This is a genomic window from Stenotrophomonas sp. YJH_SMC_29, assembly GCF_059371235.1.
The window spans coordinates 1-26,122 of the sequence record NZ_JCAFUK010000029.1; the positions used below are offsets into that span (position 1 = coordinate 1).

Below are 26,122 nucleotides of genomic sequence, written 5' to 3' on the forward strand. Positions count from 1 at the left end.
ATCGGACGTGTTCGACTACATCGAGATGTTCTACAACCCCATCCGCCGACATGGTTCCGCTGGCGGACTGTCACCGGTAGAGTTTGAGAGGCGCTACGCGCAGAGCGGCGACTGAGTGTCTACGGAACTCTGGCCGGTCCAAAGGCGGCTTTCCCCACCGTCTCCGCCTCCCGCTTCCAACGGGTCAGCAGACTGTCGCGGATGCCCAGCTCACGGGCCACCTGGGCGCAGCTGACACCGGGCCGACTGGCTTGCTCCACCGCGCCACGCTTGAACTCGGCACTGAACTTGCGACGCTTTGACATGAACACTCCTCATGGCCTCGATCGGCCTTCTTGTAAGTGTCCGTGAAAACGGGGGTGAACCCCCTCCGAGGTCGCATGTGTCTGTCCTTGGCACAGTGGTTGCGTACGGGGATACAAGCCGGCAGGTTAGGAGAAGCCGGCGACCATGTAGGTCTGCTCAATCCGGACACGGATTCATGGCTGCATGTGTTAGTGCCGGCGGGGGCCGGGACAACGCGCTGCATGGGGGACGCTCACGTAATGCTTCCCCTGCAGGTGGTGTGCTGTTGCGCGGAGCGTGGTGCTGTCCAGCGCTGATCACACATGAAACAAGGAGACCAGGATGCGTTCGCCATTACGCAAGCAGGATTTCCCCGTGGAAAAAGTGCGTCAGTACCTTGAGCCCGGCCCCATCGTGCTGGTGACGTCGCAATGGCAGCAGCAGCGGAACATCATGACGCTGGGCTGGCACACCGTGCTGGAGTTCTCACCGTCGCTGGTCGGTCTGATGATCTCCAGCGCCACCCACAGTTTCGATCTGATCCGCCGTAGTGGGGAGTGTGTGATCAACCTGCCGACGGTCCCGTTGGCGGATACGGTGGTGCGCATCGGCAACTGCAGTGGTGTGTCGGTGGACAAGTACGCGCTGTTCGATCTTGCGCCGGTGCGGGCATCCCGGGTGCGTGCGCCGCTGCTGGGGCGGTGTCATGCCAACCTCGAATGCCGTCTGCACGACGATGCGCTGGTGGAGCGCTACAACTTCTTCGTCTTCGAGGTGGTGAAGGCGCATGTGGCAGTGTCGCCCAGGCATCCGCGTACGCTGCATTACACCGGCGATGGAGTGTTCATGACGGCAGGCAGGATGATCAGCCGCCGTTCGTTGTTCCGGCCGGACATGCTGGGGTGAGTATGGTGCGGGCCGTTCGGGCGGCTCGCCTGGGCGTTGGGCTCTGTCCGCGCGCGCCGACACCGGGCAGGGATTTGACCCGCCCGCCTCGGCGGCGCAAAGTGTACCCATGCCTCGCTGACTAGGAGTTGCAGCCATGACCGCTGTCAGTTCCCTCCACGCCCAAGGTGACAAGCTGCCGCCCTCCCGACTTTGGCGCGTGTTCTGGCTGCAGGGGGTGATCCCCAGCAACCTGTTATGGGCCGCCGCCCTCTGGGCGTTGGCGCAGGGGCGCACCCCGTTGTTGCTGGCGTTGTTCGCGGCGCTGCTGCTGTATACGGGCTGGATCATCCCGGCGGTATGGCGGGCGGCGCCGAGCGCGCAAAATCCCAATTACGGTGTTGCCGCGCGCGGCCTGACCGTGGCCTGGGGCTTGAATACGGTGCTGGTGGTGTTCTTCCTGATGCTGCAGCTGCTGGCTCAGTAGAACTGCACCGGTGTGCCATCGCGATCGAAGGCGGCAAAACGGCTGATCTGGCCGTCGTTGACCGCGTTGACCATCAGGCGCAGTGGTTGCGTTGCTTCATCGCTGGACGGGGCAATGCCGCCACGGCCATCCAGTGAGGCAACAAACACCAGGTCCCAGACCAGCCCGGTCTGGGCGGATTCGGCGGCCAGGGTCTGGAAGGACGCGATTTCCTGCGGGGCCTTGTCCACACACAGCACCGGGCTCAACGTGCCACCTTCGCCGTTGCTGTGGCGGGCATGCTGATCGGCGGTGGGTGATTCGGGCAGGTCGGCTTTGACGAACACAAACAACAGGCGTTGGGGCTCGGTTTGCTGTCCTGCTGCCTGCAGCAGGCCATTGAAATCGTTCAGCATCATGATCGGGGTCACAGGACAGGGCGTTGGTAAAGGGTATGCTGCCATAGCTTCGCAAGGCATGGCGGTGCCCTTGATTGATTTAAGTCATGCCATCGCTTCAAAGCCCCACGTAGGCTGACGGTCAGTCACTACAGGCGAGGGAACCCCGGCATGCCGGGCGAGCGTGGATACGTGCAGTCAGGAGGTGAAACAGCCATGAGCCAACTCACCGATGGCTTCGGGCGCAGCTTTCCATACCTGCGTCTGTCGCTGACCGAAGCCTGCAACTTCCGTTGCAGCTATTGCCTGCCCGACGGCTACCAGGCCGACGGCCGGCCGCGCTTTCTTGCGGTGGATGAAATCGCAAGGCTGGTACGGGCGTTTGCCACGCTGGGCATGCACAAGATCCGCCTGACCGGTGGCGAGCCGAGCCTGCGCAAGGACCTGGACCAGATCATCGCCACCGTGGCGCAGGTGCCGGGCGTGCGCAAGGTTGCCATCACCACCAACGGCTGCCTGCTGCCCAGGCGCCTGCCAGGCTGGCATCGTGCGGGCCTGACTGCGCTCAACGTGAGTATGGACAGCCTGCGTCGCGAGCGTTTCCATGCCATCACCGGACATGACCGCCTGCCCGAGGTGATGGAAGGCATCGCCCTGGCCCAGGCGTTGGGCCTGCAATCGGTCAAGCTCAATGCCGTGCTGCTGCGCGGCCTCAATGACGACGAACTGCCGCAATGGATGGCCTTCTTGCGCGACCGGCCAGTGAGCGTGCGTTTCATCGAACTGATGCGCACCGGTGACAACCGCGATTACTTTGAACGTCACCATCTGTGCGCCGATGTGATCGTCGGGCAGTTGCTGGCTGCTGGCTGGAGCGAGCGCAGACGCGCTGCCGATGCGGGCCCCGCACGTGAGTTCAGTCATCCCGACCATCGCGGCAGCATCGGCATCATCGCTCCTTACTCAAAGGATTTCTGCAAAGGTTGCAACCGCCTGCGGGTTACCGCGCGCGGCGATCTGCGGTTGTGCCTGTTCGGTGACTTCGGCATCGCACTGCGGCCGCTGCTGCAGTCAGATGAGGACCAGGGCGCGCTGCTGGCGTGCATCACCACCCAGCTTGGGCTGAAGGCAGCCGGGCATGGACTGCATTTCGGCCAGACCGGGTTGACCCCGCATCTGGCCTCGATTGGAGGATGAGACAAGCAATGAGTGGGCAGATGAGTGCGGCATTCCATATGGCCGATGTACGTGACAAGCGCATTACCCGTCGCCGCGCGGTGGCGGTGGGTGAGCTTGTCGCCGGGCCTGTTGCCTATCCCCTGATCGTCGAGCGACGTCTGCCCAAGGGGGACGCACTGGTGATGGCCGAGATTGCTGGCCTGCAGGGGGCCAAAATGGCCTCGGCGTTGATGCCGCTGTGCCATCCGCTGCCACTGGAACTGGTGAGGGTTTACTGCGCGCCGGCGCCGGAGCGGCTTGCCATCCGGGTGTGGTGCGAATGCGCCAGTGAAGCGCGTACCGGGGTGGAGATGGAAGCGCTGGCAGGGGTCAACGCGGCCCTGCTGACCTTGTATGACCTCAGCAAGCCGGTCGAGCCCGCATTGGAGATCGGCGGTGTCCGGCTGCTGTTCAAGGAAGGCGGCAAGAGCGGCGTGTGGTTGCACCCACAGGGTATGGATGCGGAGGAGCGTGAGCGCTTCCGCCCGCGTCCGCCAAGACAGCTGCAAGGTGCGAGCTGTGTGGTGATCACGCTCAGCGATCGTGCCAGCCGGGGCGACTATGTGGATGAATCCGGGCCAGTGCTGGCCGAGGGGCTGCGTGCACTGGGCGGCGAAGTGGTCAGCACGGAAGTACTGGCCGATGGCATCGAGCCGCTGGCCGGGCGTCTGCACGCGTTCGCCGCCAGCGGCATCCGCATCTGCCTGTGCACTGGCGGCACGGGCCTGGGACCGCGCGATCTCACTCCAGAGGCGTTGCAGTCGCTGGGTGGGCGCAGCGTGCCCGGGCTGGCGCAGATGCTCCGTGGCCTTAGCGCGCAGCACACGCCGTTGGCATGGCTGAGCCGTGCCGAGGTGGTGCAACTGGGGGGCATGCTGGTCATCGCCCTGCCGGGTAGCCCGCGTGCCGCGGCACAGTGCATGAGCATTCTCACGCCGGTGCTGGGCCATGCATTGGCGATGATCGACGGGGCCAGCCACGCATGATCACTTACGCGCAGGCCCTGCAGATCCTGTTGGCCGAGGCGCCGGCGCCAAAGACCGAGCAGGTGGTGGTTGCCGAGGCAGCAGACCGGGTGCTGGCTGCGCCAGTGGTAAGTGCCCAGCACCTGCCACCGTTCGACAATGCTGCGATGGACGGCTTCGCCCTGTGCGCGGACGGCCAGCCCTTGCCTGCCGGTGCCGTATTGCAGGTTGCCGGCTGGCAGGCCGCAGGCGATGCCGCAGCACAGGGGGAGGCAGCACAGGCCTGGGAAATCATGACGGGTGCGCGCATGCCGGCCGGCCTGGACAGCGTGGTGCCGGTCGAGCAGGTGGAGGTGCTGGATGCCGTGGAGGGTCGTCCTGCGCGCGTGCGTCTGCAGGCGATGGTCACGCCCGGGCAACACGTGCGGCTGCGCGGCCAGGACGTGGAGTTGGGCGAAACCGTGCTTGCCGCTGGCACGTCGCTGGATGTGAACGCCATGACCTTGCTGCATGCCCTCGGGACAGCCCGGGTGCAGGTGCAGCAGCGGCCGCAGGTGGCGGTCATCAGCACCGGCAAGGAGCTGATCAGTGATGCGGCCCAGCCGTTGCAGTCCGGGCAGATACGCGACAGCAACCGCCCCTTCCTGGTCAGCCGCCTGCACGCCGCGGGTGCTGATGTGGTCTGGAACGGTGTCGTTGGCGATGACGTGGCTGCTTTTGATGCTGCGCTGGACGCGGCCTTGGCCGCCGGCGCGCGCGTGATGCTGAGTACGGGGGCGGTGTCGCAGGGCCGCTATGACTTCATCCCTGATGCCCTGCGTGCCCGTGGTGCCACCGTGCTGTTCCACAAGGTCGCCATCCGCCCGGGCAAGCCGCTGCTGTTCGCCCGCCTGGCCGATGGTTGCCTGTACTTCGGCCTGCCGGGCAATCCGATATCCGCGGCAGTGGGGTTGCGCTTCTTCGTGGAGCCGGTGTTGCGCCGCATGCTGGGTTTGGAAGAAGAGGCGCAGTTGCAGTTGCCGTTGCAGGGCGATGTGCGCAAGCCACCGGGGCTGCGCATGCACGCACGGGCACGGGTGGAACTGGATGCGGGGGGGCGGCTGAGCGTGCGGGTGTTGTCCGGGCAGGAATCGTTCCGGCTCAAGACCATGCTGCAGGCCAACGCCTGGGCGATTCTGGAAGGTGAGGATGCGTTGGCCCCGGCCGGCACATTGGCACGCGTGCAGGGTTGGGGGCATCGCGAGCCGCTGCAACTGGCCCGGCAGGAGGAAGCATGAGAGAGGTCGTTGTGCAGTTGTTTGGTGTGTTTTCCGAGCTGGATCATCGCCGCGAGCTGAGCGTGCGGGTGAACGGTGAACACATCGTGGACCTGCGCCGGGCATTGCGCGAGTTGCTGCTGGAACGGTTCCCCCGGTTCCGTGCCGGGCTGGTGGACTATTCGGTGTTTGCCGATGAAAAGCGCGTGCTGCGCGACAGCGAGCCGCTGCCTGCGGACGGTCGTGTGGCCATCCTGCCACCGGTGAGCGGAGGTTGAAATGAGCGCGGAAAATCTATGGAAAGTGGTCGAGCGCAGCGCCGCCGCGATTGATCCGGGCGAGGGCATCGCTTTTGTGTCCGACCCCGGCTTTGGCGGCATCGATGTATTCATCGGCAAGGTGCGCGACCTGAACCAAGGGCGCGCGGTGCAGGGCATCACCTATGACATGTTCGAGCCGCTGGTACTCAACGAGTTCCAGCGCCTGGTGGCCGAGGTGGAGGCCGAGTTCGGCCCGCGCATCAAGCTGTACGTGGCCCACGCCAGGGGCCGCCTGGCGGTGGGTGAGGTGGCGGTGGTTGTTGCCGCCGGCAGTCCCCACCGTGACGAGGCTTTCCGTGCCTGCCGGCAGCTGATCGAGGCGGTCAAACACCGCTCGCCGATCTGGAAGCAGGAGCATTACCAGGATGGCGACAGCGAGTGGAACGAAGGCTGCAGCCTGTGCCAACCCAGCGCCGAGCACGCCGACGACGGACATGTCCACGATCACGCCCACTGACCTGCCGGCCATGGCCGGCATCGTGCTGGCCGGTGGCCTGTCCAGCCGCATGGGCCAGGACAAGGCCTTGCTGCGTTGGCAGGGCAGGTCCCTGCTGGCGCACATGTGCGCGCTGCTGCAGGCCGCGGGTGCGCAGACGCTACGGGTCAGCGGCAGCTACCCGGTGCTGCCGGGGGTCGAGTCGGTCCCCGACCTGGTGCCGCGCTGCGGTCCGTTGGGGGGGCTCTACAGCGTGGTGAAGACGCTGCCGGATGGCCCTGTCTGGGTGGTGGCGGTGGACATGCCGCTGCTCGACCGGCAACTTCTTTGGCGGTTGCGTGACGCAGGTGACGCTCGCTGCGTGCATTTCCGCGGGCAACCGCTGCCAATGCGTTTGAACATTGACCGCAGCTGTCGCACCCTGTTGCAGTCGATGGTGATGGACGTGAACGGGCCGCGCTCGTTGTACCGCCTGCAGCGACAGCTGGGCAGCATCGAGCTGCCCCTGCCCGACGATGGCGATGCCCGTCTGCTGAACTGCAATACCCCCATCCAATGGGAGGCTCTGCCTCATGAAAGTGCAGATCCAGTCGCAGTCCGTACGACTGCGCATTGACGAAAACGAGCTGGCCGAGTTGTTGGCGGGGCAGTGGGTGACCAGCCGGACCGACCTGGGGGCACTGGGCGGCTTTTCCTGCGCGCTGCAGCTGCATGCAGGCGAACAGGCGCGGCTGGATGGCAGCGTCACGGCGCTGCGGTTCGCGCTGCCTCAGGAGGATGTGCTAGCGTTGCAGCAGCGCCTGCCGTGCCGTGATGGACTCTCTTACGAACTCCCCCTGCAACCGCAACCGCTGCATCTTCAGTTTGATGTCGATGTGCGTGACAGCGTGCGCCAGCGTGGCGTGCAGCGCCGTGCAAGCGACGTCAGCGTCGCCGCAGATTGATATTTGTCAGGTAGGCGCCGTTATGGCGCCTTTGGTTGATCAAGATCAATACCGGCCCCAGGGCCGCCGGGCTTAATGACGCCGTGGCGACTGGGCAGGCAACAGCACAGCAGAACCAGCGCCGTATCAAACAGCCTTGGAGCGTTGCATGAGTGTCAGTCGCGATGCCGTAAAAAACAGCAGGCCCGGTCCCGGCGGTGTCATCACCGATTGGCGGCCGGAAGATCCGGTTTACTGGGAGCAGACCGGTAAACGCGTTGCCACCCGCAACCTGGTCATATCCATCCCCGCGCTGCTGCTGGCGTTCTCGGTGTGGGTGCTGTTTTCGGCGGTGACCATCAGCCTGCCGAAAATCGGGTTTGCCTTCAGTACCGATCAGTTGTTCTGGCTGGTGGCCTTGCCCAGTCTTTCCGGCGCGACGCTGCGCATCTTCTACTCCTTCGTGATCCCGATCTTCGGTGGCCGCCGTTGGACGGCCTTGTCCACCGCCTCGCTGTTGCTGCCCACCTTGTGGCTGGGCTTCGCGGTGCAGAACCCCGCCACGCCGTATTGGGTATTCGTGCTGATCGCCATCCTGTGTGGCTTCGGTGGCGCGAACTTCTCGTCCTCCATGTCCAATATCTCCTTCTTCTATCCCAAGCAGCGCCAGGGCATGGCACTGGGCCTGAATGCCGGCCTGGGCAACGTAGGGGTGTCGGTATCGCAGGCGGTGGTACCGCTGGTGATCACGGTAGGCGTGTTTGGTGCCCTGGGCGGCGCTCCGCAGGCGGTGGTGGACGGCGGCGCGCCCTTGTTCCTGCAGAACGCCGGCTTCATCTGGGTGCCGTTCATCGCCTTCTTCGCGCTGGCTGCCTGGTTCGGCATGAACGACCTGACCAGTGCCCGCTCATCGTTCTCCGAGCAGGCGGTGATCTTCCGCCGCAAGCACAACTGGCTGATGTGCTGGTTGTACATCGGCACCTTCGGCTCCTATATCGGCTTTTCTGCTGGTTTCCCGATGCTGGTCAAGAGCCAGTTCCCGGACGTGAATCCACTGGCCTATGCCTTCATTGGCCCGCTGCTGGGTGCGCTGATGCGCTCGGTGGGTGGCAGCATGGCCGACCGCTGGGGCGGCGCACGGCTGACCTTCTGGGTATTCGCGCTGATGATCGCCGCCGTGTTCGGCGTACTGCACTTCCTGCCCAATAACGGCCAGGGCGGCAACTTCTACGGTTTCCTGCTCTCGTTCATGGCCTTGTTCGTGCTCAGCGGCATCGGCAACGGCACCACCTTCCGGATGATCCCGGTGATCTTCCGCACCCTGCACGAGCGCCTGTCGGCCAATGAAGGCGCTGAAGGCAAGAAGGCCGCTGCGCATCAGGCCAGCATCGAATCGGCAGCCGTGGTCGGCTTCTCCGGCGCCATCGGTGCCTATGGCGGCTTCTTCATCCCGAAGAGCTACGGCACTTCGATCAGCTTGACCGGCGGCCCGGACATGGCGCTGTACGGCTTCATCGCGTTCTACGCCACCTGCCTGGCCGTGACCTGGTGGTGGTACTACCGGCGGGGCGCCGAAACACCCTGCTGAGTTACACCCGTACAGCAGCCAGATGTCACCCCTAGCCACGATGCAGCAGTTTGCGAACGGAGATTCACCATGAGCTATTTCCTTGATCGCTTGCAGTTCTTCAAGCGTGACCCACAACCCTTCGCCGATGGCCATGGGTTCAGCAAGAGCGAAGGGCGGGACTGGGAAAACAGTTATCGCGCCCGCTGGCAATACGACAAGATCGTACGTTCCACCCACGGTGTGAACTGCACTGGCTCGTGCAGCTGGAAGATCTACGTCAAGAACGGACTGGTCACCTGGGAAACCCAGCAGACCGACTACCCGCGCACCCGCCCGGACCTGCCCAATCACGAACCACGCGGCTGCCCACGCGGCGCCAGCTATTCCTGGTACCTGTACAGCGCCAACCGGCTCAAGTACCCGCTGATCCGCGGCACCTTGCTGCGCATGTGGCGGCAGGCCCGCAAGACCCTGTCGCCGGTCGAAGCCTGGGCCAGCATCGTGCAGGACCCGGCCAAGTCGCGTGAGTACAAGCGTCGCCGCGGCATGGGTGGCTTTGTGCGCCTGAACTGGGACGAGGCCAACGAGATCATCGCCGCCTCCAACCTCTACACCACCAAGGAATACGGCCCCGACCGCATCGTCGGCTTCTCGCCGATTCCGGCGATGTCGATGGTGTCCTACGCGGCTGGAGCGCGCTATCTGTCGCTGCTCGGCGGTGCCTGTCTGTCCTTCTACGATTGGTATTGCGATCTGCCGCCGGCCTCGCCGCAGGTGTGGGGCGAGCAGACCGACGTGCCGGAATCGGCCGACTGGTACAACAGCCGCTACATCATCGCCTGGGGCTCGAACGTGCCGCAGACGCGCACCCCGGATGCGCACTTCTTCACCGAGGCGCGTTACAACGGCACCAAGACGGTGGCGATCTGCCCCGACTACTCGGAGCTGGCCAAGCTCACCGACCATTGGCTGCATCCCAAGCAGGGCACCGATGCCGCGCTGGCATTCGCCTTCGGCCACGTGATCCTGCGCGAGTTCCACGTCGACACGCCCTCGCAATACTTCCAGGACTACTGCCGCCAGTACTCGGACATGCCGATGCTGGTGCGCATCGAGCGCCGTGCCGATGGTCGCCTGGTGCCAGGCCACTTCCTGCGCGCCAGTGAGCTGGGCGGGCTGGGCGAAAGCAACAATCCGGAATGGAAGACGCTGGCGTTCGACGAGAACAGCGGCGACATCACCGTGCCGAATGGCTCGGTCGGCTTCCGCTGGGGCGAGAAGGGCAAGTGGAACATCGAGGAAAAGGCCAGCGATGGCCATGACACGCGCCTGCGCCTGAGCCTGGCCGACATCCACGACGGTATCGAGGCGGTGAGCTTCCCGTATTTCGGCGGCATCGAGAGCGACGGCTGGACCGCCGCACCGGCCGAGGACGTACTGGAGCGCAACATCCCGCTGCGCCGCCTACCGCTGGCCGATGGCGGTGAAGCGCTGGTGGCGACGGTCTACGACCTGCTGCTGGCGCAGTACGGCGTTGATCGCGGCTTCGGCGGCGGCAATGTCGCCAAGAGCTTCGATGACAACGTGCCGGGTACGCCGGCATGGCAGGAACGCATCACCGGCGTGTCACGCGCCGAGGTGATCGAGATTGCCCGTGAGTTCGCCCGCACCGCCGACAAGACCCATGGTCGCAGCATGATCATCGTCGGCGCCGGCATGAACCACTGGTTCCACAACGACATGAACTACCGCGGCCTGATCAACATGCTGGTCATGTGTGGCTGCGTGGGCCAGACCGGTGGTGGTTGGGCGCACTACGTGGGCCAGGAAAAGCTGCGCCCGCAGACCGGCTGGCAGCCGCTGGCCTTCGGTCTGGACTGGAGCCGTCCGCCGCGGCAGATGAACGGCACCTCGTTCTTCTACTTCAATACCGGGCAGTGGCGTTACGAGAAGCTGCAGGTGGACGAACTGCTGTCGCCGCTGGCCGATGCCTCCAAGTACAGCGGCAGCCTGGCCGACCTCAACCTGCGCGCGGTGCGCATGGGCTGGCTGCCGAGTGCGCCGCAGCTGGACCGCAATCCGCTGCAGCTGGTGCGCGAGGCCGAACAGGCCGGCATCGCACCGGCCGACTACGCGCTGTCCAAGTTCAAGGACGGTTCGCTGGACTTCGCCTTCGCCGATCCGGATGCCGCGCAGAACCACCCGCGGATGATGTTCATCTGGCGCTCCAACCTGCTCGGTTCCTCCGGCAAGGGCCACGAGTACATGCTGCGGCATCTGCTCGGCACGCGTCACGGCCTGCAGGGCAAGGACCTGGGCGAGATGGGCGCGCTCAAGCCCGAGGACGTGAAGTGGCGTGACGAAGCACCGGAAGGCAAGCTCGACCTGCTGGTGACGCTGGATTTCCGCATGTGCACCACCGCGCTGTACTCGGACATCGTGCTGCCGACCGCCACCTGGTACGAGAAGGACGACCTCAACACCTCGGACATGCATCCCTTCATCCACCCCCTGTCCAAGGCGGTGGATCCGGCCTGGGAATCGCGCAGCGACTGGGAAATCTTCAAGGGCGTCGCACGCACGCTCAGCGACATGGCACCGGGCGTGCTCGGTGTCGAGAAGGACCTGGTGCTGGTGCCGACCCTGCACGACACACCCAACGAGCTGGGCATGCCGTTCGGCGTGGCTGACTGGAAGAAGGGCCAGTGCGAGGCCATCCCGGGCAAGACCATGCCGAGCATGGCGGTGGTCGAGCGCGACTATCCCAACCTCTACCGCAAGTTCACCTCGCTGGGCCCGCTGCTGGACAAGCTCGGCAATGGTGGCAAGGGCATGAGCTGGGATACCAAGCACGAGGTGGAATTCCTTGGCAAGCTCAACCACACCGTGCTGGGCGAAGGCATCAGCCAGGGCCGGCCGGCGATTGATACCGCCATCGACGCCTGTGAAGTGATCCTGCACCTGGCCCCGGAAACCAATGGCCATGTCGCGGTCAAGGCCTGGGAATCGCTGGGCACCTTCACCGGCCGCGAGCACACCCATCTGGCGGTGGGCAAGGAACACGAGGCGATCCGCTTCCGTGACATCCAGGCGCAGCCGCGCAAGATCATTTCCTCGCCGATCTGGTCCGGGCTGGAAGACGACAACGTCAGCTACAACGCCGGCTACACCAATGTGCACGAACTGATTCCATGGCGCACGGTGACCGGCCGCCAGCAGTTCTACCAGGACCACGAGTGGATGATCGACTTCGGTGAGGCCTTCATGAGCTACCGGCCGCCGGTCAATACGCGCACGGTGGAGCCGCTGCTCAACAAGCGCCAGAACGGCAACAAGGAGATCGTGCTGAACTGGATCACCCCGCACCAGAAGTGGGGCATCCACAGCACCTACAGCGACAACCTGATCATGCAGACGCTGTCGCGTGGCGGCCCCATCGTCTGGTTGAGCGAGGACGACGCACGCAACGCCGGCATCGAGGACAACGACTGGATCGAGCTGTTCAACGTCAACGGTGCGATTGCTGCACGTGCGGTGGTCAGCCAGCGGGTGATGCCGGGCATGGCGATGATGTACCACGCCCAGGAACGCATCATCAACGTGCCGGGTTCGGAGATCTCTGGTACCCGCGGCGGCATCCACAACTCGGTGACCCGCATCGTGCTCAAGCCCACCCACATGATCGGCGGCTACGCGCAGCTGGCCTGGGGCTTCAACTACTACGGTACCTGCGGTACCAACCGCGATGAGTTCGTGATCGTGCGCAAGATGGACAAGATCGATTGGCTGGATGGTGAGGACGCGAATTCGAGTGCAACCGGCGCCGCACGGGAGGTGGTGTGATGAAAGTACGTGCCCAGATTGCGATGGTCTTGAACCTGGACAAGTGCATCGGCTGCCACACCTGCTCGATCACCTGCAAGAACGTGTGGACCTCGCGCGAAGGCGTGGAGTACGCCTGGTTCAACAACGTCGAGACCAAGCCAGGCATCGGTTATCCCAAGGAATGGGAAAACCAGGAAAAGTGGAACGGCGGTTGGGTGCGCAACGGCAGCGGCAAGCTGGTGCCGCGCGCCGGTGGTCGCTGGCGCATGCTGGCCAAGATCTTCTCCAACCCCGACCTGCCGCAGATCGACGACTACTACGAGCCGTTCGACTTCGATTACCAGCACCTGCACGACGCGCCCGAGCTGAAGCACCAGCCGACCGCACGGCCGCGCTCGCTGCTGACCGGACAGCGCATGGAGAAGATCGAGTGGGGTCCGAACTGGGAGGAAATCCTCGGCAGCGAGTTCTCCAAGCGGTCGCGTGACTACAACTTCGACAAGGTGCAGAAGGAGATCTACGGCGCCTTCGAAAAGACCTTCATGATGTATCTGCCGCGGCTGTGCGAGCACTGCCTCAACCCGGCCTGCGTCTCGGCGTGCCCGTCCGGCGCGATCTACAAGCGCGAGGAAGACGGCATCGTGCTGATCGACCAGGACAAGTGCCGCGGTTGGCGCATGTGTGTGTCGGCCTGCCCGTACAAGAAGATCTATTACAACTGGAAGAGCGGCAAGTCCGAGAAGTGCATCTTCTGCTACCCGCGCATCGAGATGGGCGAGCCCACCGTGTGCTCGGAAACCTGCGTGGGCCGCATCCGCTACCTGGGGGTGATGCTGTACGACGCGGATCGTATCGCCGAGGCCGCATCGGTGGCGGCGGAGAAGGACCTGTACCAGTCGCACCTGGATATCTTCCTGGACCCGTTCGACCCGGCGGTGATCGCCGCTGCGCGTGCCGAAGGCATACCCGACAGCTGGCTGGAATCGGCCAAGCAGTCGCCGGTCTACAAGCTGGCCATCGACTGGAAGCTGGCGCTGCCGCTGCACCCGGAATACCGCACCTTGCCGATGGTCTGGTACGTGCCGCCGTTGTCGCCGATCCAGTCGGCGGCCGAGCGCGGCCATGTCGGCATGAGCGGCGAGCTGCCGGACATCGCCTCGCTACGCATCCCGGTGCGTTACCTGGCCAACCTGCTGACCGCAGGTGACGAAGCGCCGGTCATCCGCGCACTCGAGCGTTTGATGGCGATGCGTGCCTGGCGCCGCGCCAAGAACGTGGACGGCGTGGAAGACATGCGTGTGCTTGAGCAGGTGGGGCTGACCCCGAGGCAGGTGGAGGAGATGTACCGCTACCTGGCCATCGCCAACTACGAGGATCGCTTCGTGATCCCGACCGCCCACCGCGAGTACGCCAACGACGCCTTCGGCGAGCGTGGCGGCTGCGGCTTCACCTTCGGCAATGGCTGCAACGGCGACAGCCCGGCGGATCTGTTTACCCAGCGCAAGAGCACCACCTTCGCGGTGCATCCCAACCGCCAGCACCGGCATGAGGTGGTGAAATGAGTGTGCTCAAGCTGATTGGCGTATTGCTGGACTACCCGCGTGACGAGCTTTGGCAGCATGGCGAGGAGCTGCTTGAGGCCTGCGATGATCCGGCACTGTCGCCGGCCCGTCGCAGGCAGTTGCAGACCTTCGTCCGTGACCTGCTTGCTACCGACCCGCTGGACGCGCAGGACCGCTGGCTGGCCACGTTCGACCGTGGCCGCTCGATGAGCCTGCTGGTGTTCGAACACATCCATGGCGAGTCGCGTGATCGCGGCCAGGCCATGGTCGACCTGATCGATGCCTATCGCAAGAACGGCTTCGAGCTGGATGCGCGCGAGCTGCCGGACTATCTGCCGCTGCTGCTGGAATACCTGGCGCATCGGCCGCAGGCCGAGGCCAAGGATTGGCTGCACCACATCGGCCCCATCGCCGGCATGCTCGCCGCGCGCGCGGCCGAGCGGCAGTTGCCGCATGCGGTGCTGCTGGAAATCCTGGTCGAGGCGGGCGAGGGCAAGGTCAACCTGGCCGTGCTGCGCCAGCGGGCCAGCGAAGAAGTGCGCGACGACACCGTCGAAGCCATGGACCGCCTGTGGGAAGAGGAAGCGGTGCGCTTTGGCGCCGATGCACCTTCGCAGGATTGCGATCCACCCCATCGTTCACCGGCACGCGCGCAGCCGCGGGAGATCCAGCCATGAATTACCTCAATCAGTTCGCCTTCCAGTTCTATCCCTACATCGCGGTGGCGGTGCTGTTGATCGGCAGCTGGGCGCGCTATGACAAGGCCATGTACAGCTGGCGTACCGGCTCCACCCAGTTGCTGTCCGACCGCGGCATGCGCTTTGGCAGCAACTGCTTCCACATCGGCATCATCGCCATCCTCGGCGGCCACTTCGTCGGCCTGCTGACCCCGCACGCGCTGTACGAGCCCTTCATCACTTCTTCGCAGAAGCAGTTGCTGGCGATGGTGGTGGGTGGCTTCTTTGGTGCGCTGTGCTTCGTCGGTATCACCATCCTGCTGGTGCGCCGGCTGACCAATGCGCGGGTGCGCGCAATCGGCAGCTTCGGTGACACGCTGGTGCTGGTGCTGCTGTTCGCCCAGCTCTGCCTTGGCCTGTACAGCATCAAGGTCTCCGCCGGCCATCTCGATGGCGGGGTGATGGTGATGCTGGCCGAGTGGGCGCAGCACATCGTCACCTTCCGTGCCGGTGCCGCCGATTACGTCGAGGGCGTGCACTGGGTCTACAAGGCGCACATCTTCCTCGGGCTGACGCTGGTGCTGATCGCACCGTTCACTCGTCTGGTGCATGTGTGGAGCGTGCCGATCAGCTACCTGTGGCGTCCATATCAAGTGGTGCGTCGTCGCCAGGCCACGCTGCGCTACGGTCCGCGGGAGTAAGCCATGGGCAGCCTGCCACGCATTCTCCCCATCACCGTCATCGATTCGCAGACACCGGTGCCGGCCGAGGCCGGCCACCATCACGACGCCGATGACGGCCCGCGCAGCCTTGGCCAACCGGCACCGTGCAGCCTGTACGTGCAGGACACACCGATCAGCGAGGCCGATATCGCCCGCGAGATGCAATACCACCGGGCGATGCGCCCGGAGCAGTCGCGTGCCGATGCGGCGCGTGCGCTGGTGGTACGCGAGCTGCTGCGGCTGGAAGCCGAGCGGCTTGGCCTGGCCGATGCCCCCGGCGTTGGCCAGGAGACCAGCGAGGAAGCACGCATCCAGTTGCTGATCGAACAGACGCTGGAAGACCGGGTGCCCAGCGAGGATGACTGCCAGCGCTACTTCGCGCAGAACCCCGAGCGCTTCCGCTCACCGGACCGAATCCGTGTACGCCACATCCTGCTGGCGGCGCCGGCTGACGATATCGCCGGCCGGCTGAAGGCACGCACCCAAGCCGAGAAGCTGATCGGCGAACTGCTGGAGCAGCCACACCTGTTCGCCGATCTGGCCGCGCGCCACTCGCAATGCCCGTCCAGCAGCGAAGGCGGCGAGCTGGGTTGGCTGCAACGCGGCCAGACCACGCCCGAGTTTGACCGCCAGGTATTCCGCCTGCGGCAGGGCCTGGCAGGTTTCCCGGTGGAATCGCGCTGGGGCTACCACGTGGTCAGCATCGATGCGTTGGAAGCGGGCATGGCGCTCAGTTTCGAACAGGTGCAGCCGCAGATCAGCGATTACCTGGAGTTGCAGGTGCGCCAGCGCGACGTGCAGCAGTTCCTGCTGGAGCTGCGCGAGCGCTACCCGGTGCGCGGGCTGGAAGACATCGAAGCACAGGCTGAGTAAGACGTAATCCCCAGGAGCGGCAATGAGCCAGAATTTGCAGAACATCAGCAGCGGCGAACAACAACGTGCGCTGTGGCTGAGTACCTTCGCCTTCACCGTGTGTTTCGCGGTGTGGATGATCTTCGCCATCATCGGCATCCAGATCAGCGAGCAGCTGAGCTTGAACGACACCCAGTTTGGTCTGCTGATCGCCACCCCGGTACTGACCGGCTCGGTGATCCGCGTCTTCCTCGGCATCTGGTCCGACCAGTTCGGCGGGCGCAAGGTGATGACCCTGGTGATGCTGTGCGGCGCGGTGGCGACCTGGCTGCTGACCTATGCGCAGACCTACCCGCAGTTCCTGCTGGCGGCCTTGTTCGTCGGCATCGCCGGTGGCAACTTCTCGGTCGGCGTCACCTATGTGTCCAAGTGGTTCCCGGCCGAGAAGCAGGGCACCGCGCTGGGCATCTTCGGTGCCGGCAATATCGGCTCGGCGGTAACCAAGCTGCTGGCACCGCTGGTGATGGTGGCCTCGGGCTGGATGATGGTGGCCAAGCTGTGGGCGGTCGGGTTGGCCGTCACCGCCATCATCTTCTATCTGTTCAGCAAGGAAGATCCCTCGCTGGAGGACCGTCGCCGCAGCGGCGTCAAGCCGATGTCCTTCGCCGAGCAGATGGCACCACTGAAGAACCTGCAGGTATGGCGCTTCTCGCTGTACTACTTCTTCGTGTTCGGCGGCTTCGTCGCGCTGGCGTTGTGGCTGCCGCATTATCTGGTCGGCGCCTACGGCATGGACGTCGGCACGGCTGGCGTGCTGGCCGCCTGTTACTCGATACCGGCCAGCCTGTTCCGGGTGGTGGGCGGCTGGCTGTCCGACCGCATCGGTGCGCGGCGGGTGATGTACTGGACGCTGGGGGTGTCGTCGATCTGTACCTTCATCCTGGCCTATCCGGATACGCGTTATATCGTGCAGGGCATACACGGCGAGATCAGCTTCCACCTGGCGATCAGCGTGACCCTGTTCACCGTGCTGGTATTCGTTCTCGGCTTCTTCATGTCGCTGGGCAAGGCCGCGGTCTACAAGCACATCCCGGTCTACTACCCCCAGCACGTGGGTTCGGTGGGCGGCGTGGTCGGCATGATCGGGGGGCTCGGTGGTTTCATCCTGCCCATCGTGTTTGGCGCCCTGAATGATGCGCTCGGCATCTGGAGCAGCTGCTTCATGCTGCTGTTCGTGCTGGTCAGCATTTCCTTGACCTGGATGCATTTCGCCATCCGCCGGATGGAGCGTCGCAACTTCCCGCAGCTCGATCGCGAGACCGACCTGCCCGAAGCCATCGATGCCGCCGCAGCGGAGAAACAGCGGCGGGCTTGATCCAGATCAGTGAAACCCGGCGGTCGCTGCGCGAGGATGCTTGCATGTCAGTAGAGACCGCCGGGATGGATGACGCCACATTGCATGTTGCATTGCTGCAGCAACCCGCGCACGTATTGTTCCCGGCGCCGGCGGAGCTGAGCCCGGGCTTTGCCGAGGCGGGTTGGCGTGCGGCTATGCAGGCCAGCAACGAGCATCTGATTCCACGTGCGTTGACCCTGGGTTTCTGCGCACCCCCACATGAGCTGGAACGCGCAGAGAACGTGCTGGATGCCTTGTTGGTATGCCTGCGCCTGCATGCCAACATGCTGGCCAGTGACCGTGAAGTGGCGGCCATGGTGTTGCAGCCGGGTATTGTCGAGCACCTGCCACCCGCCCTGCTGGGCCGCCTGTTGGACGCGGTGCCGGAGCAGCTGTGCACCATCGCCCGACCGCAGGTCGAGGTGCGGCTGGATGCGGCCAGCGATGTCGCACCGGCTGCATTGCGCGAGGTCGGCTGTACCCGGATGACGGTGATCGACCATGCCGGCATCGATGGCCCGGCGATGCTGGCGCAAGCCCAGCAGGCCGCGTTCACCGCGTGTTACTACCAGCTGCGCGTTCCCTGCTACGCCGATGTGTCGTTCCTGCAGCGGCTGCAGCGTGTGCTGGAGCTGGCACCCGAACGCATCATCCTGCCATCGCCTGCCTTGCTGCCCGAATACCCGTTGCCGGCGGACTGGCTGCAGGCGTGGCGGCTGCTGCGGGCGGCCGGCTACCGCCCGTTGGGTGGCGACCACTACCAGCGGCCGGACCTGCCAATGCCGCTGCGCAACGGTGACGGCCAGCGCCATTGCGACCTGCTCGGGGTACCGCGGCGCGAGCGCCATGACCTGCTCGGCATCGGTGTGGGCGCCTGCAGCCAGATCGGCGATGTCATCTGCCGCATCGAGCCGGAGCCTAGCCATTGGCGCGCCTGCCTGGTGGTTGGCCAGCCTGGCATATCCTCCGGACTTATTCTTTCCGAGCATGAACGTATGACCGATGAGGTGGTGCAGAGCCTGGCCTGCGATCACGCGCTGGACATGCGCGCCTTCGAATGGCGCAACGCGCAGCCATTCGACGCCTGTTTCGAGCACGCATGGGCGCGTGTCGGCATGTTCATCGACCGCGGCTGGGTGCGCCGTGACGGCGATATGCTGCTGATCCAGAACGAAGGTGAGCTGCTGTGGCGTATGATCGCAGCGTGCTTCCGCCCCTTGGCCGCTGTTGCTTGAAAACGGAATGACGTCACCTACACCCCCACCGCGCGGCCCCCTGGGCACCGCGACGCCGAATCCAGCCGCTGCCGGCGACGGTGACGCGCTGCATTTCTGCACGACCTGTGCGTTCTCCGATGCCTGCAGCTCGCAGGGCTATGACAAGACCGCACTGAACGAGCTGCACGTGATGGTCGACCACGTCGGGCCGTACCACGCCGGTGACTACATCTTCCGCGCGGGCGAACCCTTCGATGCAATCGCTGCGGTGCGTGCGGGCATGGTCAAGACCTTTGTCGACGACAGCCTGGGCAATGAACAGGTGCTGGGTTTCTCGCTGCCGGGCGAAGTGATCGGTCTGAATGCCATCCACGGTTCGCGCTATCCCTGCAATGCGGTGGCGCTGGATACCGTGCATCTGTGCCGCATCTCGTTTCCGCGCATCAGCATGTTGGCCAGTCGCATGCCCGGCTTGCAGGCCAAGCTGTTCAGCCTGCTCAGCGCCGAGATCGGCAAGGCCGCCTTGCTGGCGGCCAACTACCGCACCGAGGAGCGCATGGCCGCATTCCTGCTGGATATCTCCAACCGCTACGCGCGGCGTGGATTTTCCGCACACCGCTTCAACCTGACCATGACCCGCACCGAGATCGCCAACTACCTGCGCATGGCCCCGGAAACCGCCAGCCGGGTGCTGCGCCGCTTGAGCGACGAAGAAGTCATCGCGGTGAAGCAGCGCGAGATCATCCTGCTGCAACCGGAGCGCCTGGCGCTGATGGCGGCCACCGATGACGCAAGCGAGTGACGCCCAACCGAGGATGCATGCATGAACAAGCTGTGGGCGTTGTTGTTGCTGGCCGCCACACTGCCGGCAGGCGCGGCTGACCTGACGGTCTCGGCGGCTTCCAGCCTGACCGAGAGTTTCCGCGAGATATCCAGCGCGTACGAGAAGGCCAATCCGGGCACGAAGGTCGACCTGAATTTTGCCGCCTCTGGCACCTTGCTGCAGCAGATCGCACGCGGCGCGCCGGTCGATGTGCTGGCCTCGGCCGACCAGGCCACGATGGCGCAGGCCAACACCGAAGGCCTGATTGATCCAACGACCGAGCACGTGTTCGCGCAGAACAGCCTGTGGGTGGTAGTGCCGCCGCAGGCCAGCAACAAGCCGACCACGTTGGCGGCACTGGCCAGGGCCGATGTGAAGCGCGTTGCCATCGGCAACCCCGACAGCGTGCCGGTCGGCCGCTACGCACGCGGCGCGCTGCAGCAGGCCGGTGTGTGGCCGGCAGTGCAGGCCAAGATGATCAGCACCCAGAACGTGCGCCAGTCACTGGACTATGTGGCGCGTGGTGAAGTGGATGCCGGCTTCGTCTACGCCACCGACGCGCAGGCGATGAGCGAGCGCGTGCAGCGCGCCTTCCAGGTGCCGGTTGCAGGCGGCATCAGCTATCCGCTGGCAATGGTGAAGACCAGCCGCAACGCCGCCGAAGCCAAGCGCTTCATCGCCTTCGTGCGCTCGGCGCAGGGCCAGGCCATCCTGCACAGGCACGGCTTCGGCAGCCCTTGATGGTGGATCTGGACTGGAGCGCGCTGTGGTTGTCGCTGAAGGTGGCCGGCTGGGCGACCGCGATCAACCTCGTGCTCGGTGTTGGATTTGGTGCCTTGTTGGCGCGGCGGCGCTTTCCTGGCCGGGAGTTGCTGGACACGATATTCACCTTGCCGATGGTGTTGCCGCCAACGGTGCTGGGCTATTACCTGCTGGTGCTGATTGGCAGCAAGGGGCCGCTGGGAGCGTGGCTTGAGAGCAGCTTCGGCATCAACCTGGTGTTCACCTGGCAGGCGGCGGTGATTGCTGCTGCGGTGGCGTCGTTTCCGCTGGTGTTCAAGCCGGCGCGTGCCGCGTTCGAGGATGTGGACGGCCAGCTGGAACAGGCCGCGCGTACCCTGGGCGTGTCCGAGCTGGCGCTGTTCTTCCGGGTGACCTTGCCGCTGGCATGGCGCGGCATTCTTGCCGGCCTGCTGCTGGCGTTCGCCCGCGCGATGGGTGAGTTCGGCGCCACCATCATGGTCGCCGGCAGTATTCCCGGCCGCACCCAGACCTTGTCCATTGCCATCTATGAGGCGGTGCAGGCCGGCAATGACGGTCGCGCCAACGCCTTGGTGCTGCTGTCCTCTCTGGTCTGCATCAGCGTGCTGCTGCTTGCCGCACGACTGGTCGGGCGGCGGCAGGAAGGAGCGCGCAATGTGGCTTGAGCTTGATGTTCAGCGCCAACTGAGTGCGGCTGGACAGCAGTTCCAGCTGCAGGCGACCTTGCGTTGCACACAGCCGAACGTTGTGTTGTTCGGCCCGTCCGGCGCTGGCAAGAGTCTGACGCTGAAAGCCATTGCCGGGTTGCTGCAGCCGGATGCAGGAGTGATCCGCATGCACGCGCAGGCACTGTTTGATGCGGCGGCAGGTATCAATCTGTCGCCGCAGCGGCGCCGTATCGGCTATGTGTTCCAGGACTACGCCTTGTTCCCGCACCTTACGGTGCGGCAGAACGTCGGCTTCGGCCTGCAGCAGGGTCTGTTGAATCCGTCGCGCGCCCGCCGCGTTGATGCAGTGGAACAATGGCTGCAGGCTTTCCGCATCGATCATCTCGGTGACCTGCTGCCGTCGCAGATCTCCGGCGGCCAACGTCAGCGCACCGCCTTGGCGCGGGCGCTGGTGACCAAGCCGCAGGCACTGCTGCTGGATGAGCCGTTCGCCGCACTCGACCACGCCCTGCGTGCGCATCTGCGCCAGGAGCTTGAAACGGTGCTGGACCAGACCGGTATCCCGCTGCTGCTGATCAGCCATGATCCGGAGGACGTGGACATGTTCGGCCAGCAGGTGGTGCATCTGGCTGATGGCCGCGTGCAGGCCTGATTTTCCGCGTAACGATTAGTCCGGCTTGCCGTCCGCACGTGGGCGCCAGTAGATCCACCCCAACCGCAGCAACCACGGTGCAAGCACCAGCAGCCAGCCTGCGGCGGCGACGGCATGCCAACGCCAGGGATCATCCAGTAGCGGCGCCAGGATGCGCAGCACGGCAACCAGCTGCAGGCCGAGCAGGGCGACCCATGCGACCACCGGCATCACCAGTGCACGCCCGGAATGGCCTTGGGTCACACGCGTGACCATGGCCACCAACAGGCTGCCGAACAGGCCGATCGCCAAGGCATGTAGTGGCGCGCGTTCCAGCCAGCCGGTATGGCCGGCAAGCGCAGCGATGTCCTGCAGCAGATACAGCAGCATCGCCAGCGGCCACCACGCCAGTCCGTAAAAAAGCACGCTCAACAGCGGCGGCTTGGGTCCGCGCGGCCACCAACACCACAGCGAGTACAGCGACAACAGCAGCAGGCCCGCATCGGCCAGCAGCGTCGCCAGTGGCTGCTGCAGCTGTTCCCCGGCCAGATGCAGCAGGCACAGTCCCCACAGGATCGCCAACCATTGTGGTGGCCGCCATGCCTGGTAGCCCGGCACCACGTTGCCGGCGAAGAACGGAAACATGCGGTGGGCGACGCTTGCGTAGATCGGCAGCAACAGCCCGAAGGTGCCAAGCGACACGCTCAGTGCCTGCCAGCGGATATCAGCACCTGTGGCAGCGGCGGCGAAACCGAGCAGGCCGATCCAGCCCATCAGCAAGCCGGACCAGCATGACCACGCATGCCAGGTGCGGCCTTTCTCCTGCAACAGCAGGCGGCCGAGTACGACCAGCCCGAATGCCCATCCCAGCGCCGCCAGCAACAGGGCCAACCACATCCCGGGTTGCCAACCGCTGCCGGCGGTCAGCAGCGCGATCTGCGCGCCGAACAGTCCGCTACCAACGCCCGCGTATTGCCACCGCGGCAGTGCCGGCAATCCCATCCAGCGTGGGAATACGGTCAACAGGAAGCCGAAGATGAAACTGGGCAGCACCAGGTACTGCATCCACAGCCCATGCAGCCAGGCCGGCGGCACGGCGGGCACGGGCAGGGGGCTGCCCAGCTGCAAGCCGGCCAGCCAGAGCGCCCACCAAGCCATCGCCAAGCCGAGATTGCAGACACCGATGAAGAACAGCAGCCGGTGTGGCGCATTGAATAGCTGCACGCGGGTCGTGAAAGTGTCCACGCAGCGAGTATCCGCCCCTTCGTCGCCGCCGGGACTGACCAATATCAAGGCCGGCGCCATCAGCAGAAAGCCGCGGCAAGCATCGCCAGATCAATGGCTGGCCGTAGCCCGGGTAAGCGCAGCGCACCCGGGGCGGTTGGTGCGGAGTGGGAGGGACGCCCAGATCCGTCGGCGTGGCGTTCGCACAGGAGTGAGCCACAGCACACATCGCGAGATTGAACGAAAGCCCGTAGCCCGGGTAAGCGCAGCGCACCCGGGGCGGTTGGTGCGGAGTGGGAGGGACGCCCAGATCCGTCGGCGTGGCGTTCGCACAGGAGTGAGCCACAGCACACATCGCGAGATTTAACCAAAGCCGTAGCCCGGGTAAGCGCAGCGCACCCGGGGCGGTTGGCGCGGATACGGATGCCCGGACCGCTCTTCCCGGGTGCGCTGCGCTTACCCGGGCTACGTTGCTGCGGGCGAGTGTGGTGCACCCTGGACGATAGTGGCCAGATCGTGATGGCAGGCAATCCGCCTGCCGCGGTGCGATGATGGAGCACCGCGGCAGGCGTACCCTGCGGCCTGTGGGGGCTGATTGGCGGCGGGTCGACGCAACACGCCAGCGGCAAGTCATCTCTTCTTGCGGGGAAGCAGAAAGATGTTCCGGAGCAGCCTCGAAACAGCACCACTGGCACGCGGGTTCACCTTGATGGCATCGCTGCTGCTTGTGCTGTGCGCCTCGCTGCTGCTTGCACCTGCGCCGCTGCTGGCTGCGACCGAAGAAAGCACCGCCCAGGCGCATGCCCCAGCGACGGTGCGCTATTACAACCGTGACATCCTGACCTTCCGCAGTGCGTTCATGGGGCGCTCGCCCTTGCAGCGGGCGCAGGTTGCCGAATTCAACATCAAGCGCATCGTCGACGAGCCGGGAACGCCCGGCGTCACCTTCAACGATACCGCCGCCGGTGTGATCCTGCTGCTCGGCGGGGAAGTCGTCACCCTCATCACGCCTGCCGATGTGGATACCGCGCAGGGCCAGAGTCTGGCCCAGGTACGCGAGGAGGTGCGCAGCCGGCTTGGCGAGGCGGTCGCCGCCGCCGAGCGCGAGCGTGCGCCGGGACGGGTGCTTCGCGGTGTGCTGCACAGCCTTGTCGCCCCGCACTGGCCGCCGCCTTGGCCTGGGTGATGGCCTGGCTGGCACGTCAGCTGCGGGCGGCGATGCTGGCCTGGGTGGGTAAAAAAGCCGGGACGTTGCGTAGCGTGCCGGTACGGCAGATGCTGCATGGGGCCAATGCGCTGGCCGACTGGTTGTCGCGCGCCTTGCTGCTGGTGGCGGTGCTGGTGCTGGCCGAGGAATGGCTGCGCTATGTATTCCATCAGTTCGACTACACCCAGCCGTGGGCAACGACGATGACGTTGTGGCTCGCTGCCCAGGCCAAAGCCTGGTTGTGGGCGGGGGTGGCGGCCATCCCGGGGCTGGTGACGGCGCTGATCATTTTCCTGCTGGCACGCCTGGCCAGCCAGATCATCGGCATCCTGTTCCGCGGCGTGCAGCATGGGCGTTTCCAGTTGTTCGGCATCGACCGCCAGTTGGCCGAACCCAGCCGCAAACTGATCGTCGCGGGCATCTGGCTGTTTGCGCTGGTGATGGCCTATCCCTATCTGCACGGCTCGGGCAGTGATGCGTTCAAGGGCCTGACGGTGCTGCTGGGCGTGATGATCTCGCTGGGCGGATCGAGCATCGTCGGCCAGGCGGCGGCGGGTTTCACCCTGCTGTATTCAAGGACGATGTCGGTCGGCGATCTGGTCAAAGTGGCGGAGGTGGAAGGGCAGGTGATACAGATCGGTTTGTTCACCACCCGCATCCGCACCCTTACCGGGGTGGAGGTCAGCCTGCCCAACATGCATGTGCTCAGCGGCAAGCTGCTGAACTATTCGCGTGATCCGCAGGCGGCTGGCATGTGGCTGGGGGTTCTACCCCGAAATCACGGACGGTTGTGAAAGGGTTGAGAACTTCAGGTCGCGCTTGGCGGTCCTCCGTCGCATCCGGCGGTTGTGGAACCGCTCAATGTATTCAAACACATCGGCTTTTGCCGCATCGAGTGTTGGCCAGCTCATTCGGTGAATCCGCTCGCGCTTGAGCATGCCAAAGAAACCTTCGCATGCAGCGTTGTCGTCGCAATGTCCGACCGCGCTCATCGAGCACGCCCGCGCATTGGCTTTCAGGTAGCTCTGATAATCGCCACTTCGAAATTGACTGCCACGATCGGAATGTAGGATTACCAGATGGCGGCCCTGACGCTGCCAGACAGTCATCTGCACCGCTCGAATCACCATCTCTGGTCTTGTCGGTGATGCATCGACCAGCCCACGACACGCTGGTCAAACAAGTCCAAGACTACACACAGATACAGCTTGCCCTGTTGCGTCTTGATCTCGGTGATGTCGGTGACCCACTTAGTTTCTGGCTCCAGCGCAGTGAAGTCCCGCTCCAACCAGTTACGCACGCCCGGGGGGGGGGCGCCAGCGCAGGCCGGCTACGCTGGCCGCGACGCTTGGGCCGCGGCCAGCCCTGCAAACCATCGCCCGCCATCAATCGAGCCACGCGATTAAGACTGACGGACTCCCCATCATCAACCAGGTCTTCCCGCATCCGGTCTGCACCCAACACGCCACGGCTGTCCTCGTGCAGTTCACGGATGCGCCCGAGCAAGCGCTCGTTGTCGAGCTGACGGGGGCTGGCCAGGCGCTTGCTCCATCCTAATAGCCGCTGGCCGATATCCGCAGGCACCGACACATCAGTCGAACCGGAAAGGCATCGCGGCAACGTTCGATCACCTGATACCTCAGGATGATCCCTTGGCAAAGAACGTGGCCGCTTCTCGCAAAAAATCGCGTTCTGGACCGGCCAGAGTTCCGTAGACACTCAGTCGCCGCTCTGCGCGTAGCGCCTCTCAAACTCTACCGGTGACAGTCCGCCAGCGGAACCATGTCGGCGGATGGGGTTGTAGAACATCTCGATGTAGTCGAACACGTCCGAT

27 protein-coding genes and 2 pseudogenes are annotated in these 26,122 nt (G+C 64.8%); 24 read left to right on the top strand and 5 right to left on the bottom strand.

Annotated features, from left to right (window positions below):
- Positions 1-115 (top strand): IS3 family transposase (locus tag AC5P9I_RS20785; protein WP_284447986.1); only part of this gene is annotated, 115 nt, incomplete at its 5' end.
- Between the two features lie 7 nt (positions 116-122).
- Here the strand turns inward: AC5P9I_RS20785 and AC5P9I_RS20790 are convergent.
- A pseudogene (locus AC5P9I_RS20790) lies at positions 123-305 on the bottom strand (transposase); the annotation flags it as partial.
- Between the two features lie 322 nt (positions 306-627).
- On the opposite strand from AC5P9I_RS20790, the gene AC5P9I_RS20795 reads away from it, so the two are divergent.
- Both AC5P9I_RS20795 and AC5P9I_RS20800 read left to right on the top strand, forming a co-directional pair.
- On the top strand, positions 628-1,191 hold the full coding sequence (locus AC5P9I_RS20795; RefSeq protein ID WP_004146482.1) for a flavin reductase family protein: 564 nt from the start codon (positions 628-630) through the stop codon (positions 1,189-1,191).
- 136 nt (positions 1,192-1,327) lie between these two features.
- On the top strand, positions 1,328-1,657 hold the full coding sequence (locus tag AC5P9I_RS20800) for a hypothetical protein (protein WP_004146483.1): 330 nt from the start codon (positions 1,328-1,330) through the stop codon (positions 1,655-1,657).
- Here AC5P9I_RS20800 and AC5P9I_RS20805 read toward each other — a convergent pair.
- The gene (locus tag AC5P9I_RS20805) at positions 1,651-2,055 is read right to left on the bottom strand and encodes a hypothetical protein (protein ID WP_004146485.1); all 405 of its coding nucleotides are present in this window, start codon (positions 2,053-2,055) and stop codon (positions 1,651-1,653) included. The genes AC5P9I_RS20800 and AC5P9I_RS20805 overlap by 7 nt on opposite strands.
- A 195-nt stretch (positions 2,056-2,250) precedes the next feature.
- On the opposite strand from AC5P9I_RS20805, the gene moaA reads away from it, so the two are divergent.
- From moaA to AC5P9I_RS20900, 19 genes are all read left to right on the top strand, one after another.
- Positions 2,251-3,231, top strand: coding sequence for a GTP 3',8-cyclase MoaA (gene moaA / locus AC5P9I_RS20810; RefSeq protein WP_197606686.1), 981 nt, complete (start codon positions 2,251-2,253; stop codon positions 3,229-3,231).
- A gap of 8 nt (positions 3,232-3,239) precedes the next feature.
- Entirely contained in the window at positions 3,240-4,238 is a 999-nt protein-coding gene (moaCB, locus tag AC5P9I_RS20815; protein ID WP_099589911.1) for a bifunctional molybdenum cofactor biosynthesis protein MoaC/MoaB, read from the top strand.
- Positions 4,235-5,494 carry a molybdopterin molybdotransferase MoeA gene (locus AC5P9I_RS20820; RefSeq protein WP_197606684.1) on the top strand — a complete coding sequence of 420 codons (1,260 nt, stop codon included), beginning with the start codon at positions 4,235-4,237 and terminating at the stop codon, positions 5,492-5,494. The genes moaCB and AC5P9I_RS20820 overlap by 4 nt, the downstream gene beginning before the upstream one ends.
- Positions 5,491-5,751, top strand: a complete 261-nt coding sequence (locus AC5P9I_RS20825) for a molybdopterin converting factor subunit 1 (RefSeq protein WP_004146493.1) — start codon at positions 5,491-5,493, stop codon at positions 5,749-5,751. The genes AC5P9I_RS20820 and AC5P9I_RS20825 overlap by 4 nt, the downstream gene beginning before the upstream one ends.
- 1 nt (position 5,752) lies before the next feature.
- Entirely contained in the window at positions 5,753-6,250 is a 498-nt protein-coding gene (locus AC5P9I_RS20830; protein WP_197606682.1) for a molybdenum cofactor biosynthesis protein MoaE, read from the top strand.
- A complete protein-coding gene (mobA, locus tag AC5P9I_RS20835; protein WP_197606680.1) occupies positions 6,228-6,845 on the top strand; it encodes a molybdenum cofactor guanylyltransferase in 618 nt (205 codons plus the stop codon). Before AC5P9I_RS20830 ends, mobA begins: the two co-directional genes overlap by 23 nt.
- Positions 6,802-7,173 (top strand): DUF7009 family protein, encoded by a 372-nt coding sequence (locus AC5P9I_RS20840; RefSeq protein ID WP_099475678.1) that lies wholly within the window; start codon positions 6,802-6,804, stop codon positions 7,171-7,173. Before mobA ends, AC5P9I_RS20840 begins: the two co-directional genes overlap by 44 nt.
- A 148-nt stretch (positions 7,174-7,321) precedes the next feature.
- A complete protein-coding gene (locus AC5P9I_RS20845; protein ID WP_135965907.1) occupies positions 7,322-8,740 on the top strand; it encodes a NarK family nitrate/nitrite MFS transporter in 1,419 nt (472 codons plus the stop codon).
- Between the two features lie 69 nt (positions 8,741-8,809).
- Positions 8,810-12,565 (top strand): nitrate reductase subunit alpha, encoded by a 3,756-nt coding sequence (locus AC5P9I_RS20850; RefSeq protein WP_197606676.1) that lies wholly within the window; start codon positions 8,810-8,812, stop codon positions 12,563-12,565.
- Positions 12,565-14,109: a nitrate reductase subunit beta gene (narH, locus tag AC5P9I_RS20855; protein WP_197606674.1), complete on the top strand. Its 1,545-nt coding sequence runs from the start codon at positions 12,565-12,567 to the stop codon at positions 14,107-14,109. Before AC5P9I_RS20850 ends, narH begins: the two co-directional genes overlap by 1 nt.
- The gene (gene narJ, locus AC5P9I_RS20860) at positions 14,106-14,786 is read left to right on the top strand and encodes a nitrate reductase molybdenum cofactor assembly chaperone (RefSeq protein ID WP_197606672.1); all 681 of its coding nucleotides are present in this window, start codon (positions 14,106-14,108) and stop codon (positions 14,784-14,786) included. Before narH ends, narJ begins: the two co-directional genes overlap by 4 nt.
- Positions 14,783-15,487, top strand: coding sequence for a respiratory nitrate reductase subunit gamma (gene narI / locus AC5P9I_RS20865; protein ID WP_004146540.1), 705 nt, complete (start codon positions 14,783-14,785; stop codon positions 15,485-15,487). The genes narJ and narI overlap by 4 nt, the downstream gene beginning before the upstream one ends.
- A gap of 3 nt (positions 15,488-15,490) precedes the next feature.
- The gene (locus AC5P9I_RS20870) at positions 15,491-16,381 is read left to right on the top strand and encodes a peptidylprolyl isomerase (RefSeq protein ID WP_197606670.1); all 891 of its coding nucleotides are present in this window, start codon (positions 15,491-15,493) and stop codon (positions 16,379-16,381) included.
- A 22-nt stretch (positions 16,382-16,403) separates the two neighbouring features.
- A complete protein-coding gene (locus tag AC5P9I_RS20875; protein ID WP_197606668.1) occupies positions 16,404-17,735 on the top strand; it encodes an MFS transporter in 1,332 nt (443 codons plus the stop codon).
- 44 nt (positions 17,736-17,779) lie between these two features.
- Positions 17,780-18,991, top strand: a complete 1,212-nt coding sequence (locus AC5P9I_RS20880; RefSeq protein ID WP_197606665.1) for an oxygen-independent coproporphyrinogen III oxidase — start codon at positions 17,780-17,782, stop codon at positions 18,989-18,991.
- Between the two features lie 7 nt (positions 18,992-18,998).
- The gene (locus AC5P9I_RS20885) at positions 18,999-19,775 is read left to right on the top strand and encodes a helix-turn-helix domain-containing protein (RefSeq protein WP_197606663.1); all 777 of its coding nucleotides are present in this window, start codon (positions 18,999-19,001) and stop codon (positions 19,773-19,775) included.
- Positions 19,776-19,796: 21 nt separating this feature from the next.
- Positions 19,797-20,537: a molybdate ABC transporter substrate-binding protein gene (gene modA / locus AC5P9I_RS20890; protein WP_197606660.1), complete on the top strand. Its 741-nt coding sequence runs from the start codon at positions 19,797-19,799 to the stop codon at positions 20,535-20,537.
- A gap of 2 nt (positions 20,538-20,539) precedes the next feature.
- On the top strand, positions 20,540-21,223 hold the full coding sequence (gene modB / locus AC5P9I_RS20895; RefSeq protein ID WP_197606690.1) for a molybdate ABC transporter permease subunit: 684 nt from the start codon (positions 20,540-20,542) through the stop codon (positions 21,221-21,223).
- A complete protein-coding gene (locus tag AC5P9I_RS20900; protein WP_004146558.1) occupies positions 21,213-21,878 on the top strand; it encodes a sulfate/molybdate ABC transporter ATP-binding protein in 666 nt (221 codons plus the stop codon). The genes modB and AC5P9I_RS20900 overlap by 11 nt, the downstream gene beginning before the upstream one ends.
- 15 nt (positions 21,879-21,893) lie before the next feature.
- Here AC5P9I_RS20900 and AC5P9I_RS20905 read toward each other — a convergent pair whose 3' ends face one another.
- Positions 21,894-23,102: an NnrS family protein gene (locus AC5P9I_RS20905; RefSeq protein WP_235645441.1), complete on the bottom strand. Its 1,209-nt coding sequence runs from the start codon at positions 23,100-23,102 to the stop codon at positions 21,894-21,896.
- 688 nt (positions 23,103-23,790) lie between these two features.
- On the opposite strand from AC5P9I_RS20905, the gene AC5P9I_RS20910 reads away from it, so the two are divergent.
- Positions 23,791-24,267 carry a DUF8459 domain-containing protein gene (locus AC5P9I_RS20910; RefSeq protein WP_235645440.1) on the top strand — a complete coding sequence of 159 codons (477 nt, stop codon included), beginning with the start codon at positions 23,791-23,793 and terminating at the stop codon, positions 24,265-24,267.
- On the top strand, positions 24,267-25,082 hold the full coding sequence (locus AC5P9I_RS20915; protein ID WP_197606648.1) for a mechanosensitive ion channel family protein: 816 nt from the start codon (positions 24,267-24,269) through the stop codon (positions 25,080-25,082). Before AC5P9I_RS20910 ends, AC5P9I_RS20915 begins: the two co-directional genes overlap by 1 nt.
- Here the strand turns inward: AC5P9I_RS20915 and AC5P9I_RS20920 are convergent.
- Positions 25,056-25,973, bottom strand: a pseudogene (locus tag AC5P9I_RS20920) (IS3 family transposase); the annotation flags it as partial. The gene AC5P9I_RS20915 and the pseudogene AC5P9I_RS20920 sit on opposite strands and share 27 nt — an antisense overlap.
- A 34-nt stretch (positions 25,974-26,007) precedes the next feature.
- Positions 26,008-26,122, bottom strand: a 115-nt coding sequence (locus tag AC5P9I_RS20925; RefSeq protein ID WP_284447986.1) for an IS3 family transposase, incomplete at its 5' end; no start/stop codon positions are given.